Source organism: Leucobacter sp. OLIS6 (assembly GCF_002752355.1).
In the GTDB taxonomy this organism is placed as follows: Bacteria; Actinomycetota; Actinomycetes; order Actinomycetales; family Microbacteriaceae; genus Leucobacter.
In genome coordinates this window covers 727,311-741,206 of the sequence record NZ_MRAV01000014.1, presented here as the reverse complement: position 1 = coordinate 741,206, position 13,896 = coordinate 727,311, and the positions used below count along the sequence as shown (strand labels likewise).

Sequence of the window (13,896 nt, the reverse complement as noted above, 5' to 3'; positions counted from 1 at the left end):
AGTTACGGCGGTTATAGCGTCAGGGAAACGCCCGGTTACATTCCGAACCCGGAAGCTAAGGCTGACTGCGCCGATGGTACTGCACTCGGGAGGGTGTGGGAGAGTAGGACACCGCCGGACCCCTTTTTTCGAACGGGGCCAGACTGGTTGGGGACGTGAGTCTCTGGCTGGGCTGGCCCCGTTTTTGTTTTCCCCCGTCCCGGTAACGAACACGCACCCCCGCGGTCTGAATCGCCCGGATGTTCGCCGACAGCGTCGTGCAGCTTCCGGGCCCGATAGACTGGACTGAGCCGAAACAGGGGGAGGATGCCTATGCCGGTAACGAGCGTGAGTCTCGGACTCGTGGCACTCGCCGCGCTGATCGCTCATCCCGGCCTTCGCCGATTCGGCCCCCGATTCTTCTACGTGCTGGCGCTCGCGCCGCTCGCGGCCTGCGCACTGTACGCCGCGTATCTCCCCAGCATCCTCGACGGAGCCGCACTCACCGAACACCTCAGCTGGGTGCCGCTCTTCGGACTGGACTGGTCGTTCCGAGTCGACCTGCTCGCCGAACTCTTCGCGCTGCTCGTCACCGGTGCCGGCGGCCTCATCCTGATCTACTGCCGCTGGTACTTCAGCGAATCCGAAGACGGACTCGCGAGGTTCGGCGCCACGTTCGTCGCGTTCGCGGGCGCGATGCTCGGCCTCGTCGTCGCCGACAACGTGTACCTCATGTTCATCTTCTGGGAAGCGACCACGGTGCTGTCCTTCCTGCTCATCGGACACGCGTCCAAACGCTGGACCAGCCGCTCCGCGGCGCTGCAGGCGCTCATCGTCACCACCTTGGGCGGGCTCGCCATGCTCGCCGGCCTCGTCGCGCTCGTCGCGCTCTCCGGCACCACCAGTCTCCACGGCATCCTCCAGCACCCGCCGACGGGCGGCGCAGCGATCGCGGCCGTCTACCTCGTTCTGCTCGGCGCGCTGAGCAAATCGGCGATCATCCCCTTCCAGTTCTGGTTGCCGGGCGCGATGGCCGCGCCCACGCCCGTCAGCGCCTACCTGCACGCGGCGGCCATGGTGAAGGCCGGGATCCTGATCCTGGCGCGCTTCGGCCCCTCGTTCGGCGACATGCCCGGCTACCGCACCACGCTCGTGCTGCTCGGCGGCGCGACCATGCTGCACGGCGCGCTGCGCGCCCTCCGGCAGTACGACCTCAAGCTGGTGCTCGCGTTCGGCACGGTCAGCCAGCTGGGCATGCTCACCATGCTCTACGGTCTCGCCGATCCGCGCACCGACGCAGCCGCGACCGTGCTCCTGTTCGCTCACGCCCTGGGCAAGGCCCCGCTGTTCCTCGCGGTCGGCATCATCGACCACCGCGTCGGTACGCGGGACCTCCGTAAGATCAGCGGGCTCGGACGCCAAGCGCCCGTGTTGGCCGCCACCGCCGCACTCGCCGGCGCCTCGATGGTGGGCCTTCCCCCCATGCTCGGCTTCGTCGGCAAGGAGGCCGCACTGACGGAACTCCTCGTCATGCTGCCCGAGGGGGACACCTCGAGCCCCGCGCTCGGCTGGTTCGCCCTCATCGTCATGATCCTCGGGAGCATCTGCACGACCGGCTACGTGCTGCGGTTCCTGTGGGGCGCGTTCTCGCGCAAGGCCGGCGTCATAGGCTGCTCCATCGTGCACCGGCAGCACCCCAGCATCCTCTTCGCGCCGATCGTGTTCGTCGTGTCGGCCATCGCGGCCGGGATCGGCGCGACCGCGCTCGACCCGTTCATCCAGGAGCTCGCGAAGCAGGCCGGCCCCGAGGGCACCGATTCCCTCGACCCCGCGCACCTCGCGCTCTGGCACGGGCTGACGCTCGCCCTGCTCCTCTCGGTGTTCATCATCGCGCTCGGCGTGCTGCTCTTCTTCGTCACGCGCAGGCTCGTCGACCGCCTGCCGGTCTGGCCCGAACGCTTCACCGCATCCCACGCCTATTTCTCGATCACCCGCGCCGTCGACGAGCTCGCGCTCCGGGTCACCGGGTTCACTCAGCGCGGTTCCCTGCCGTACTACCTCGCCGTGATCCTCTGTGTCACCGTCGTAGCCATGACGGGGACCCTGCTCTCGAGCGGCCAGAAGCCGGTCGAGACCACGCTCGCGACCAACGCGGTGCAGCCCGTGCTGGCCGTGCTCATGATCGCTGCGGCAATCGCCACGCTGCGCGCGACGAAGCGCTTCCAAGCGCTGATCCTCGTGGGCTTCACCGGCTACGGCATGGCCGCCCTCTACGCGTTCCACGGCGCCCCCGACCTGGCGCTCACCCAGGTGCTCGTCGAGACCGTGACGCTCATCGCCTTCGTCCTCGTGATCCGACGCCTGCCGCAGCGCATGCAGCGGCGGAGCACCCGCAGGATCCGCATCGGCCGGGTCGTGCTCGGCACAGCGCTCGGCACCCTGTTCGGTGCCGCGGTGCTGTTCGCGCTCGGAGCCCGCGTCGCCGACCCGATCTCGCTCGAGCTGCCGAGGCTCGCGGTCGAGGGAGGCCACGGCATCAACGTGGTCAACGTGATGCTGGTCGACATCCGCGGCTGGGACACGCTCGGCGAGCTCTCCGTCGTGCTCTCGGCGGCGACCGGCGTGGCGTCCCTCGTGTTCCTGCGCAACCGCAGCGGATCGCTGCCGAGCCTCAGCCGCCGGGACGCACGGAGCCGGGTGCGCGAGCACCTGCGGCGCGTCGCCGATCCCCGGGACCGCACCGAGCGCGGCACCTGGATCCTGGCCGGTCGCCGCCTCGACCCCGCGAACCGCTCCATCATCCTGGAGGTCGTGGTCCGACTCGTGTTCCACGCCCTCATCATCCTGTCGATCTATCTGCTGCTCGCGGGCCACAACGCACCCGGCGGCGGTTTCGCAGGCGGCCTCGTGGCCGGCGTCGCGCTGGTCGCCCGGTACCTGGCCGGCGGACGCCACGAGCTGGGGGCGACGGTGCCCTTCGACGCGGGCAGGATCCTCGGCACCGGTCTCGCGATCGCCGTCGCGACCGCCGCCATGCCGCTGCTCTTCGGCGAGGCCGCGCTCAGCTCGAGCTGGTTCGACCTCGACCTCGGCCCGTTCGGGCATCTCTCCTTCGTCACCTCGACGCTGTTCGACATCGGTGTCTACATGGTGGTCTTCGGTCTGGTGCTCGACGTGCTGCGCAGCCTGGGATCGCAGGTCGACGTCTACGAGGAGGGCGAGGAGATCGAGGAGATCGCGAACACCGACGACCACGACGAGGAGCAGACGGGCCCCTACGCGGGCCGCGTCGAGCGGGGAGGATCGCTGTGACCGTCCCGCTCATCCTCGTCATCGCCATGGTGGTGCTGTTCGCCTGCGGCTTCACCCTCATGCTCGATCGGGGGCTCACCCGGATCCTGCTCGGGTTCCTGCTCGTCGGAAACGGCGCCAACCTGATGATCTTCCTCATGTCGGGCACCTTCGGGCACGCGCCGATCGCGGGGGAGAGCACCCCCGAGGAGATGAGCGACCCGCTCCCGCAGGCGTTCATCCTCACGTCCATCGTGATCACCTTCGGAGTGAGCGCGTTCCTGCTCGCCCTGATCTACCGCTCCTGGCGCCTGGACCGTGAAGAGGTCGACGTGGTCTCCGACGATGCGCACGACCTGGAGCTCGCGCAGACCGCAGGCCTGCCGCTCGAGGAGTTCACCGACGCCGAGCTCACCGAGAGCTCCGACTTCGACGACGACGGCGACGAATCCGCCGCGGCACCCGTGCCGCACGACGGGCCGCAGCCGGACGGGGGCCGCCGATGAACCCGTCAGCCCTGATCCCGCTCATCGTCCTCGTGCCGCTGGCGGGCGCCGCGTTCGCGCTCGCCGTGCCGCACAAGGCCCGCGCGCAGCGCGGCATCACGCTCGGCGCCCTCGGCCTGATGGTGCTCATCGCCGCCACCCTCGTCTGGGCGAGCGACGTCCACGGCACGCTCGTCATGGAGGTCGGCGGCTGGGCCGCGCCATTCGGCATCGCGCTCGTGGTCGACCGCTTCGCGGCGCTGCTCCTGCTCGTCAGCGCGATCGTGCTGTTCGCGGTCCTCACCTTCTCGATCGGCCAGGGCCTCGCGGACGGCGACGAGGAGACCCCGGTCTCGATCTTCTTTCCGACGTATCTGGTGCTCGCCGCCGGTGTCTCCGAAGCGTTCATCGCGGGCGACCTCTTCAACCTCTACGTCGGGTTCGAGATCCTGCTCGTGGCGAGCTACGTGCTGCTCACCCTCGGCGGCACCGGCCCGCGTATTCGGGCGGGCGTCACCTACATCGTGGTGTCGCTCGTGTCGTCGGTGCTCTTCCTGGTCTCCATCGCCCTGGTCTACGGGGCTACCGGCACCGTCAACATGGCGCAGCTCTCCGAACGCATCGGCGATCTGAGCGCGGGCATGCAGCTGTTCCTGAACGTGGCGCTGCTGGTCGCCTTCGGCATCAAAGCCGCGATCTTCCCGCTCTCGTTCTGGCTGCCCGATTCATACCCGACCGCGCCGGCCCCGGTCACGGCGGTCTTCGCCGGCCTGCTCACGAAGGTGGGCATCTACGCGATCGCGCGCACGCAGACCCTCATCTTCCCGCACTCGAGCGTCAACGACCTGCTCCTCTGGCTGGCCGGCCTCACGCTCGTCGTCGGTATCCTCGGCGCCATCGCGCAGCTCGACATCAAGCGCCTGCTCTCGTTCACGCTCGTGAGCCATATCGGGTACCTGCTGTTCGGGATCGCGCTGAACACACCGCTGGGCTACGCGGCGACCACCTACTACATCGTCCACCACATCATCGTGCAGACGACGCTGTTCCTCGTGGTGGGCCTCATCGAGCGGCACGGCGGCACCACCTCGCTCGCGCGCCTCGGCGGCATGCTCAGAACGGCGCCGCTCGTCGCGGTGCTGTTCTTCATCCCGATGCTCAACCTCGGCGGCATCCCGCCCTTCTCCGGCTTCATCGGCAAGCTCGGCCTGTTCACCGCCGCGGCGGAACTCGGCACACCGGGAGCCTGGTGGCTGATCGGCATCGGCGCACTGGTCTCCCTGCTCACGCTGTACGCGCTCGCGCGCGCCTGGAGCCTGGCGTTCTGGCGCCCCCGAGGCGAGGACGCGACACCGACGGGCGTGCTCGCGCGGCTGCAGGACGCTCCCGAGGCCGCGCCCCAGCGCGAGTCGCGCGGCATGCCGAAGCTGATGGTCGGATCGACCGCGGGCATGGTCGTGATCAGCGTGCTGCTGACCGTGTTCGCGGGACCGCTCGTCGCGTACTCCGAACGCGCGGGCGTGGTCCTGGAGGACGCCGAGAAGCAGACCTCCTGGTACGACGAGCACCGGGTCGACCGGGAGATCACCGGCGGCGACTCGAAGGGCGACCACGGCGCGGCTCCATCGGCGCCGGTGCCGGTGCCTGAGTCGGCATCGGCCCGCGGAACGGAGGATCCCTCATGAGCCCCGCACCCGGCCGCCGCGTCGAACGGCGCTTCCGCCTCTACGAGCTCCCGCTGCTGCTCGGGCTCGTGCTGCTCTGGATGATGCTCTGGGGCGAGATCAGCTGGATGTCGTTCGGCAGCGGGATCCTCATCGCGCTGCTCGCGACCCGCCTCTACTACCTGCCCCCGGTGGAGCTCGCCGGACGATTCAACGTGTGGTGGGCGATCCGGTACCTCTGGTACTTCTTCACCCATCTCGCGCTCGCGTCGCTGCAGGTCGCTTGGCAGGCCCTCGGGCCCGGGCCGAGGCCCGTGCCCGCGGTCATCGAGGTGCGGCTGCGCACCCGATCCGACTTCATCCTGACAATGACGAGCCTGACGCTGTCGCTGATCCCCGGATCCCTCGTCGCAGAGGTGGACCGCTTCGGATCGACCCTCTATCTGCACGTGCTGCATGCGCCGACGCACGAGGCCATCGAGCGCGTCCGGTGGGATGCGCACCACGTCGAAGAGCTTCTGATCCGAACCATCGGCAGCCGCGAGGAGGTGGCCAAGCTCCCATGACGACCCTCCAGTGGATCCTGGTGATCGGCGGTGGGACCGCGCTGACCATCACGCTCATCGCCGCGCTCATCCGCGCCATCATCGGACCGACCGTGCTCGACCGCATGATCGCCTCGGACGTCTTCCTGACCACCGTCGTGCTCGGGCTCGGCGGCGACATGGTGATCCGGCAGCACACCGATTCGATCACACTCATGACGGCGATCGCGGCGACCGCAGTGTTCGGCACCATCACGGTCGCGCGGCACGTGCACCGCACAGACGGCCCCGAGCACGTCGGCCCGATCACCCGGCCGGGCGAACCCGGACCCGAAGACGCAGCGCACGCGACGGAGGACGCCCGATGAACCTGCCCGAATGGGTCGACACGGCCTGCGACATCGCCGCGGCGGTCTGCGTGCTGGGAGCGGCCGTGCTGGCCGTCGCCGCGGGCGTCGGCCTGCTCCGCTTCTCGGATCCGCTCTCGCGACTGCACGCCGCGACCAAGCCGCAGATCCTCGGCCTCCTGCTCATCATCGCCGCGGTCGCGCTCTCGGACCGCTCGCTCCTGACGCTGTTCGCGCTGGTGCCGACCTTCATCATGCAGACCCTGACGGCTCCGGTCGCCGCGCACATGATCGGCCGCGCGGCATATCGCGCGGGGCACATCGATACCGAGCACCTGTCGGTCGACGAGCTCGCCCCGGCGGTCGAGCAGTCCGACCACTCCTGACCCGCGGCACCCGCTCCGATCCGACGTCGGCAGCGCGAAGGGCCCGGTCCTCCTCGGGGAGGACCGGGCCCTTCGCCTCGCGTCGGCCTAGAGGTCGACCAGGTACCGGCTGTAGGCCGGCACCGTGAGGAACGTAGGGAAGTTGTCGCCGAGCGACACGTCCTCGAACAGCTCCGTCGCGTCGTCGTAGCGGTCGCCCGGGAAACGGTCGAAGCCTGCGACGGTCTCGCGCACGAGCTCCTGCACCCACTCGCGGGTGATCCGGGTGCCCTCCGCCGTCGACTGATCCTGGTGGATCCACTGCCAGATCTGCGAGCGGCTGATCTCGGCGGTCGCGGCGTCCTCCATGAGGTTGTCGATCGCCGCGGCGCCGATCCCGCGGAGCCAGGCCTCGATGTAGCGGATGCCGATCGAGATGTTCTCGCGGACGCCGGCCTCGGTGATGTCGCGGCCGATGTGCACGTCGAGCAGCTGCGCCGCCGTCACCTCGACGTCGTCGCGCTGACGATCCACCTGGTTGGGGCGGTCGCCCAGCACGGCGTCGAACTCGGCGCGGGCGACGGGGATCAGGTCGGGGTGCGCCACCCAGGTGCCGTCGAATCCGTCATTCGCCTCGCGGTTCTTGTCTGCGCGGACCTTCTCCTCGGCGCGGCGGGTGACCTCGGGATCGCGCCGGTTCGGGATGAACGCGCTCATGCCGCCGATGGCGTGCGCGCCGCGCTTGTGGCAGGTCTTGACGAGCAGCTCGGTGTACGCCCGCATGAACGGCACCGTCATGGTGACCTCGCTGCGGTCGGGGAGCACGAACCGGGCGCCGCGGCCGCGGTAGTTCTTGATGATCGAGAAGATGTAGTCCCAGCGGCCCGCGTTGAGACCGGCGATGTGGTCCCGCATCACGTAGAGGATCTCCTCCATCTCGAACGCGGCGGGCAGGGTCTCGATCAGCACGGTGGCGCGGATCGTGCCGTGCTCGAGGCCGAGCGCCTGCTCGGTGTAGGCGAAGATGTCGTCCCAGAGCTTCGCCTCCTCGCTCGACTCCAGCTTCGCGATGTAGAAGTAGGGGCCGCGGCCGCGTGCGACGAGCTCGCGCGCGTTGTGGAACGCGTAGAGGCCGAAGTCGACCAGGCTGCCGGACGCGGCGCCCGACTGGCCGTGCGCGTCGACGTACCGGATGTGCTTCTCGACGAGGTGCCAGCCGCGCGGCCGCATCACGATAGTGGGGGTCTGCTCGGCGGTGACCCGGTACTCCTTGCCCTCCGGGCTCGTGTACTCCAGCTGCTCGCGGATCGCGTCGAACAGCGACAGCTGCCCGCCGATCACGTTGTGCCAGGTCGGGCTCGTCGCGTCCTCCTGGTCGGCGAGCCACACCTTGGCGCCCGAGTTGAGCGCGTTGACGGTCATCTTCGGGTCGGTGGGACCGGTGATCTCCACGCGGCGATCCTCGAGGCCCGGGCCGGGGCCGGCGACCCGCCACTCCGCGTCCTCGCGGATGTGCCGGGTGTCGGCGCGGAACTTCGGGTCGCGGCCGTTGCCGATCTCGTACCGGCGGCGCTGCCGGTCTGCGAGACGCTCGTGGCGGATCCCGGCGAAGCGCCGGTGCAGCTCGGTCAGGAACTCGAGCGCCTCGGGAGTGAGGATCTCCGCGGAGCGGGGGATGGCGGGGCCGAAGACCTCGATGCGCGGTCCGATGGTCGCGGGGGTGGCGGTCTGCTGCTGCGGGGCCGCCTGCGTGGTGGTCATGATCTGTTCCTTCCGAGGGAGCCGATGATCGAAGTGGAGAACCGGTGCCGAGCGATGCGCAAGATCGGAGGATCCCGGATGTTCGGCGGTGATTCCATCTTGATCCGCGGTGCGGGGTGCTGACCGGCGATTCCGGGTGTGAAGTTCTGCCGAATTTCTGCTTGGCGGAATTTTCCGAATCTGGCAGCATGGTCGTATGACGCTCACCGCAGCCCCGCGCACCTCGGCCGCCGAACCTACCGAGGATGACACCGCCGACGCGCTCACCCTCGGACGCCGCATCCGCGAGCGTCGCGCGCAGCTCGGACTCACCCTCGAACAGCTCGCGACCGCGATCGACCGGGCGCCCTCCCAGCTCTCGGCCATCGAGAACGGCAAGCGCGAGCCCCGGCTGCCGATCCTGCGCGCGCTCGCCGCTGCGCTCGACTGCACCGTCGACGAGCTGCTCGCCGACGAGGCGCCGAGCGAGCGGGCCGCGCTCGAGATCTCGGTCGAGCGGGCGCAGCGCGGCTCGGTGTTCCGCTCGCTCGGCATCCCCGCGATCCGCGTGTCGAAGGCGACGTCCGACGACACGCTGAAGGCGATCCTCGGCCTCCACCAGGAGGTCGAACGGCTGCATCGCGAGCGCGCGGCGACGCCCGAGGAGGCCCGCCGGGCGAACACCGAGCTGCGCGCCGAGATGCGGGTCCGGGGCAACTACTTCGCCGAGCTGGAGGCCGAGGCCCAGCGCCTGCTGGGGGCGGTCGGCTACAGCGGCGGCCCCGTGTCGCAGCGCACCATCGCCCAGGTCGCCGAGAAGCTCGGCTTCAGCCTGCACTACGTGACCGACCTCCCGCACTCCACCCGTTCGGTGATCGACCGCCGCAACGGCCGGATCTACCTCGGTGCGAACCTGCCCTCGCGCGACGCACGGGCGCCGATCCTGCGGGCGCTCGCCAGCCTCGTGTGCCGGCACGAGGAGCCGCGCAACTACGGGGACTTCCTCCGCCAGCGCGTCGAGGCCAACTACCTCGCGGGCGCGGTGCTGCTGCCGGAGGACGCCACGGTCGAGCTGCTCGCCGAGGCGAAGCGCGAGCGGCAGATCTCGATGGAGGATCTGCGCGACGCGTTCGCGGTCTCGTACGAGATGGCGGCGCACCGCTTCACGAACCTCGCGACCGAGCGGCTGGATCTCGAGGTGCATTTCATGAAGGCCCATGAGTCCGGCACCCTGATCAAGGCCTATGAGAACGACGGGGTGCGCTTCCCCTCGGATGCGCTGGGCAATCTCGAGGGGGCGACCGTCTGCCGCAACTGGACCGCGCGCACCGTGTTCGCGCAGCCCGACCGCTTCAACCCCTGGTATCAGTACACCGACATGGCGGCGGGCGGCACCTACTGGTGCACCTCGCGCGTCGAGAAGGCGAAAGAGGGGGAGTACTCGGTCAGCGTGGGTGTTCCGTTCGACGCCGTGAAGTGGTTCCGCGGCCGCGAGACCTCGCACCGGAGCACCTCCGACTGCCCCGATGAGCGCTGCTGCCGACGGGCGAGCGACGGTCTGACCCGCAAGTGGGAGAGTGTGGCCTGGCCCGAGGCCGCGACGCCGACGAGCCTGCTGGCGGCGCTGCCGACCGGCACCTTCCCGGGGGTGGACGCGCACGAGGTCTACGAGTTCCTCGAGGCCAACGAGGTGCGCTGAGCTATGGGTCCGCTGAGCATCTGCGTGCGGCACCCCGCCGCGGGATGCGCCGGGCCGAGCGCTGCGATAGCGTAGAAGGACGACCCCAGAAGCACGCACCGCACGTCGCGGTACCGGAGGTGAGAGACGACATGAACGCCGAGAATCTCCAGCATCGCCCGGATGACACCGAGGCCCGCTCCACGCAGCAGTTCCGCGAGGATCTCAATGCGATGATCCGTTCGCGCGCGACCGACCTCACGGTCGACGAGCAGGAGGCCGTGCAGGCGCTCCCCTCGGGCGCAGCGCTGCTGGTGGTGCGCCGCGGTCCCGACCTGGGAGCCCGATTCCTGCTCGACCAGAAGGTCACCGTCGCCGGGCGTCACCCCGAGGTCGACATCTTCCTCGACGACGTCACGGTCTCCCGCAAGCACGCCGAGTTCCGGCGCGAGGGAACCCGCTTCTTCGCTCGCGACCTCGGCTCGCTCAACGGCACCTTCTGGGACGGCCAGCGCATCGACGGCGAAGTCGCCCTCGAGGACGGCTCCGAGGTGCAGGTGGGCAAGTTCAAGTTCACCTTCTTCGCTTCGCGCTTCGATCTCGCGGACCTCGCCTAGCATGGCGGGTTCGGCCGCTGCTGCCTCCGTTGCGCCGACTCCGGCCGGAGCCGGCGCACGACTCAGCATCGGTCAGGTGCTCGCCCACCTGCAGGGCGATTTCGGCGACCTCACTCCTTCGAAACTGCGCTTCCTCGAAGAGCAGGGCCTCGTGACCCCCGAGCGCACCCGCTCGGGGTACCGCAAGTTCTCCCAGTCGCACGTCGAGCGGCTGCGGCTGATCCTGACACTGCAGCGCGACCACTACCTCCCGCTGAAGGTGATCGCGGAGGTGCTCGACGAGGTCGATCAGGGCCGCGACCCGGTCATCCCCGGCGCCGCTCCGCGGAGCGCCTCGAGCATCCTCATGCCGCGACGGCTGCTCGGCCGAGAGGAGCTGCAGCAGCTCACGGGCGCGAGCTCGCGGTTCCTCGGCGAGGCGATCGCCGCCGGGCTGCTGCCCGCGGCCGAGGTGTTCCCGCACGATTCGGTGGCGGAAGTCGCCGCGCTCATGCGTCTTGCGGAGCAGGGGATCACGCCCCGCCATCTGCGCGCAGTGCGCGTGGCGGCGGAGCGCGAGGCGGAACTCATCGAGCACGCGGTCTCGAGCCGGGGTGTGCGCGGAGGAACCCCGCACTCCACGGAGGATGCGCTGGCCATCGCGGCAGAGCTCGAGACGGTGCGCAGCGGTGTGCTGAAGCGCCGCCTCACCGGCCGCTGAGCCGACTTCTTCGGGCCGGTTCGACGGGGGTTTCGCGTCTTTCCGCGGATCCGTCGACGACGCGCGCGACTCGCCCCCCGAAGGTCGTTGCACCGGGGTCGAGTGCTCGATACCTTTGAAAGGTCCGGATAGGCCGGAGCAGACGACAGGGGACCAGCATATGGAGCAACTCAGCCAGGCGCCGGGCGACTCCGCGGAACTCAATATGCTGTTCGCCGACGGACTTCCGAAGCCCGACGCCGATGGCGGGTACAAGGGTGCGATCGCCGCTCGCGCGGCCGGCATCACCTACCGTCAGCTCGACTACTGGGCCCGCACCGGACTCGTCGAGCCCACCGTCCGAGGTGCCAAGGGCTCCGGGTCGCAACGTCTCTACGGCTTCCGCGACATCCTGGTGCTCAAGCTCGTCAAGCGCCTGCTCGACACGGGCATCTCGCTGCAGCAGATCCGCACCGCGGTCGAGCAGCTGCACGAAGCCGGTGTGCACGACCTGGCGCAGACCACCCTCATGAGCGATGGCGCGAGCGTCTACCTCTGCACCTCGAACGACGAGGTCATCGACCTCGTCAGCCGCGGGCAGGGCGTGTTCGGCATCGCCGTCGGCAAGGTGCTCCGCGAGGTCGAGGTCACCCTGGTCGACATGGACGAGCACCGTGCCGAGGCGGAGTCGTCCGTCGACGAGCTCGCGGTGCGTCGCCGCGCCCGCAAGATCTCCTAAGCGCTCCAGCGCTCGTAGCGCCGCTGCTCGGTGGTGTCGCGCTCCGAGCTCATCGTCGAGTTCGGGCCTGCGCGGCTGCCTGATTGGGAGCCGCGCGGCTGGCGGGTTTGGCGGGAGCGATCAGCGGGAAGCGCCGGTCGAGGATGGATCGTCGCGCGGGCCCAATCAGGCAGCCGCGCAGGCCCGAGCCCGATACGTCAGTTCGCCGCGGGATCCGAGACGACGTCCGAGTCGTCGCCCTCGTTCTCGACGACCGCCGTGGCCTGCGCCGTCTGGCGGGCCAGGGGAGCGGTCGCTGCGCCTTCGAGCTTGGCGGAGCGGAGCACCCGGTCGAGGATCTGGTCGAAGTAGCCGGCCATTTCTTGCGCGGCTTCGCCCGGCCACATGTGCACCGGCTTCGCCGCGCCCTGGGCCTGCTGCAGCGAGGTGCGCTCGGGGAGCTGCGGGCTGAGCACGAGCGGGCCGAACATCTCGCGCAGCTCGCGGGTGCGGAACTGGTGCTCCATCGACTGCGGGCGGGTGCGGTTGATCACGATGCCGAGGGGCTGCAGTCGCGGGCTGATGCCGCGACGGATCTCTTCGATGGCGCGGAGCGCGCGGTCGGCTGCGGCGACGGCGAAGAGGCCGGGCTCGGTGACGACGAGCACGCGGTCGCTCGCGGCCCACGCGGTGCGGGTGAGCGCGTTCAGCGAAGGCGCGCAGTCGATGAGGACGAGGTCGTAGTCGGCCTCGACGCTCGCGAGCGCCTCTTCGAGCTTCCAGATGTCGCGGACCGACGGGTGCGGCCCGTCGAAGTTGATGGCGGAGGGGCTGCCGACGAGCAGGTCGATGGCGCCCTCGTGATGCTGGTTCCAGCCGCTCGCGGCGATCGCCGAGCGGACCGTCTTCTCTTTCGGATTCTCGAGCACGTCGGCGATGTTGCCGTGCCCCTCGGGGTTCACGTCCATGCCGGTGGACACGTCGGACTGCGGGTCGAGGTCGACCACGAGGGTCCGCAGCCCGCGGGAGAATGCCGCAGAGGCCAGACCGAGGGTGACGGTCGTCTTGCCGACTCCGCCCTTGAGGGAACTCACACTCAGAACATGCACGGCATCCAGCTTAGTGGAGGAAGCCTGAGGGCAACATCCGCCCGCACGGTTCGGAGGCTTCGCGCAGGGGCCTCCCGGTGCGCCGGTAGACTCGATGCTCATGGCTGTACGTGAGATCCGAAAGTTCGGCGATCCGGTGCTGCGCACCGTCTGCGATCCCATCACCGAGATCGACGAGGGCGTGCGCGCGCTCGTGACGGATCTCTGCGACACCGTCGCGTTCGACGGACGCGCGGGTCTCGCATCGACGCAGATCGGGCATACGCTGCGCGCGTTCAGCCTGCACATCGACGGCGAGATCAGCTACGTGCTGAATCCCGAGATCGTCGAGCTCGACGGCGAGCCGGTACCGACCGGCGAGGGCTGCCTGTCGGTTCCGGAGCTCTGGTTCCCGGTGATGCGCTATCCCCGGGCGACGGTCCGCGGCATCGATCTCGACGGCGCGGAGGTCGTGATCTCGGGCGAGGGGCTCATGGCTCAGGCGCTGCAGCACGAGTGCGATCATCTCGACGGCAAGCTCTATCTCAATCGTCTGGACCGCGAGAACCGCGGCGAGGCGATGCGGCAGATCCGCACCTCGGACTGGTTCTGATCGATCCCGCGTCGGCTGCGGCCGTGCGGTGAACGCGGAGGGCCCCGATCCTGATGGATCGGGGCCCTCCGCGTTGCGGTCGGTACC

13 protein-coding genes and 1 rRNA gene are annotated in these 13,896 nt (G+C 69.5%); 12 read left to right on the top strand and 2 right to left on the bottom strand.

The window, feature by feature from the left end; genetic code table 11:
* The first annotated feature begins 3 nt into the window (after window positions 1–3).
* The 7 genes from rrf (at window position 4) to mnhG (ending at window position 6,697) form a co-directional block, all read left to right on the top strand.
* Window positions 4–120: ribosomal RNA gene (gene rrf, locus BMH31_RS13660) — 5S ribosomal RNA — on the top strand.
* Window positions 121–312: 192 nt separating this feature from the next.
* A complete protein-coding gene (locus BMH31_RS13655; protein WP_099724768.1) occupies window positions 313–3,291 on the top strand; it encodes a Na+/H+ antiporter subunit A in 2,979 nt (992 codons plus the stop codon).
* Window positions 3,288–3,776: a Na(+)/H(+) antiporter subunit C gene (locus BMH31_RS13650; protein ID WP_099724769.1), complete on the top strand. Its 489-nt coding sequence runs from the start codon at window positions 3,288–3,290 to the stop codon at window positions 3,774–3,776. The genes BMH31_RS13655 and BMH31_RS13650 overlap by 4 nt, the downstream gene beginning before the upstream one ends.
* Window positions 3,773–5,440, top strand: coding sequence for a Na+/H+ antiporter subunit D (locus BMH31_RS13645; RefSeq protein WP_099724770.1), 1,668 nt, complete (start codon window positions 3,773–3,775; stop codon window positions 5,438–5,440). Before BMH31_RS13650 ends, BMH31_RS13645 begins: the two co-directional genes overlap by 4 nt.
* The gene (locus tag BMH31_RS13640) at window positions 5,437–5,985 is read left to right on the top strand and encodes a Na+/H+ antiporter subunit E (protein WP_099724771.1); all 549 of its coding nucleotides are present in this window, start codon (window positions 5,437–5,439) and stop codon (window positions 5,983–5,985) included. Before BMH31_RS13645 ends, BMH31_RS13640 begins: the two co-directional genes overlap by 4 nt.
* The gene (locus BMH31_RS13635; RefSeq protein ID WP_241898290.1) at window positions 5,982–6,332 is read left to right on the top strand and encodes a sodium:proton antiporter; all 351 of its coding nucleotides are present in this window, start codon (window positions 5,982–5,984) and stop codon (window positions 6,330–6,332) included. Before BMH31_RS13640 ends, BMH31_RS13635 begins: the two co-directional genes overlap by 4 nt.
* Entirely contained in the window at window positions 6,329–6,697 is a 369-nt protein-coding gene (gene mnhG, locus BMH31_RS13630) for a monovalent cation/H(+) antiporter subunit G (protein WP_099724772.1), read from the top strand. Before BMH31_RS13635 ends, mnhG begins: the two co-directional genes overlap by 4 nt.
* An 87-nt stretch (window positions 6,698–6,784) precedes the next feature.
* On the opposite strand, the gene aceB is transcribed toward mnhG, so the two are convergent.
* The gene (aceB, locus tag BMH31_RS13625; RefSeq protein WP_099724773.1) at window positions 6,785–8,437 is read right to left on the bottom strand and encodes a malate synthase A; all 1,653 of its coding nucleotides are present in this window, start codon (window positions 8,435–8,437) and stop codon (window positions 6,785–6,787) included.
* Window positions 8,438–8,633: 196 nt separating this feature from the next.
* Between aceB and BMH31_RS13620 the strand changes: the two genes are divergently transcribed.
* The 4 genes from BMH31_RS13620 (at window position 8,634) to BMH31_RS13605 (ending at window position 12,129) form a co-directional block, all read left to right on the top strand.
* Complete coding sequence (locus tag BMH31_RS13620) at window positions 8,634–10,115, top strand: helix-turn-helix transcriptional regulator (RefSeq protein WP_099724774.1); 1,482 nt, start codon at window positions 8,634–8,636, stop codon at window positions 10,113–10,115.
* A 131-nt stretch (window positions 10,116–10,246) separates the two neighbouring features.
* Window positions 10,247–10,711 (top strand): FHA domain-containing protein, encoded by a 465-nt coding sequence (locus tag BMH31_RS13615; RefSeq protein ID WP_046455379.1) that lies wholly within the window; start codon window positions 10,247–10,249, stop codon window positions 10,709–10,711.
* A 1-nt stretch (window position 10,712) separates the two neighbouring features.
* Entirely contained in the window at window positions 10,713–11,411 is a 699-nt protein-coding gene (locus tag BMH31_RS13610) for a MerR family transcriptional regulator (protein ID WP_099724775.1), read from the top strand.
* A gap of 160 nt (window positions 11,412–11,571) precedes the next feature.
* Window positions 11,572–12,129 carry a MerR family transcriptional regulator gene (locus BMH31_RS13605; RefSeq protein WP_099724776.1) on the top strand — a complete coding sequence of 186 codons (558 nt, stop codon included), beginning with the start codon at window positions 11,572–11,574 and terminating at the stop codon, window positions 12,127–12,129.
* A 197-nt stretch (window positions 12,130–12,326) separates the two neighbouring features.
* Here the strand turns inward: BMH31_RS13605 and BMH31_RS13600 are convergent, their stop codons facing one another.
* Complete coding sequence (locus tag BMH31_RS13600; RefSeq protein ID WP_099724777.1) at window positions 12,327–13,217, bottom strand: ParA family protein; 891 nt, start codon at window positions 13,215–13,217, stop codon at window positions 12,327–12,329.
* 100 nt (window positions 13,218–13,317) lie between these two features.
* On the opposite strand from BMH31_RS13600, the gene def reads away from it, so the two are divergent.
* Window positions 13,318–13,809 (top strand): peptide deformylase, encoded by a 492-nt coding sequence (def, locus tag BMH31_RS13595; protein WP_099724778.1) that lies wholly within the window; start codon window positions 13,318–13,320, stop codon window positions 13,807–13,809.
* Window positions 13,810–13,896: the final 87 nt, after the last annotated feature.

Bases quoted from the DNA above. Each gene is read 5' to 3' on its own strand.
- BMH31_RS13640 (WP_099724771.1), top strand. From the start codon at position 5,437: ATGAGCCCCGCACCCGGCCGCCGCGTCGAACGGCGCTTCCGCCTCTAC.
- BMH31_RS13615 (WP_046455379.1), top strand. From the start codon at position 10,247: ATGAACGCCGAGAATCTCCAGCATCGCCCGGATGACACCGAGGCCCGC.
- def (WP_099724778.1), top strand. From the start codon at position 13,318: ATGGCTGTACGTGAGATCCGAAAGTTCGGCGATCCGGTGCTGCGCACC.
- BMH31_RS13610 (WP_099724775.1), top strand. From the start codon at position 10,713: ATGGCGGGTTCGGCCGCTGCTGCCTCCGTTGCGCCGACTCCGGCCGGA.
- BMH31_RS13635 (WP_241898290.1), top strand. From the start codon at position 5,982: ATGACGACCCTCCAGTGGATCCTGGTGATCGGCGGTGGGACCGCGCTG.
- aceB (WP_099724773.1), bottom strand. From the start codon at position 8,437: ATGACCACCACGCAGGCGGCCCCGCAGCAGCAGACCGCCACCCCCGCG.
- BMH31_RS13605 (WP_099724776.1), top strand. From the start codon at position 11,572: ATGGAGCAACTCAGCCAGGCGCCGGGCGACTCCGCGGAACTCAATATG.
- mnhG (WP_099724772.1), top strand. From the start codon at position 6,329: ATGAACCTGCCCGAATGGGTCGACACGGCCTGCGACATCGCCGCGGCG.
- BMH31_RS13620 (WP_099724774.1), top strand. From the start codon at position 8,634: ATGACGCTCACCGCAGCCCCGCGCACCTCGGCCGCCGAACCTACCGAG.
- BMH31_RS13645 (WP_099724770.1), top strand. From the start codon at position 3,773: ATGAACCCGTCAGCCCTGATCCCGCTCATCGTCCTCGTGCCGCTGGCG.
- BMH31_RS13655 (WP_099724768.1), top strand. From the start codon at position 313: ATGCCGGTAACGAGCGTGAGTCTCGGACTCGTGGCACTCGCCGCGCTG.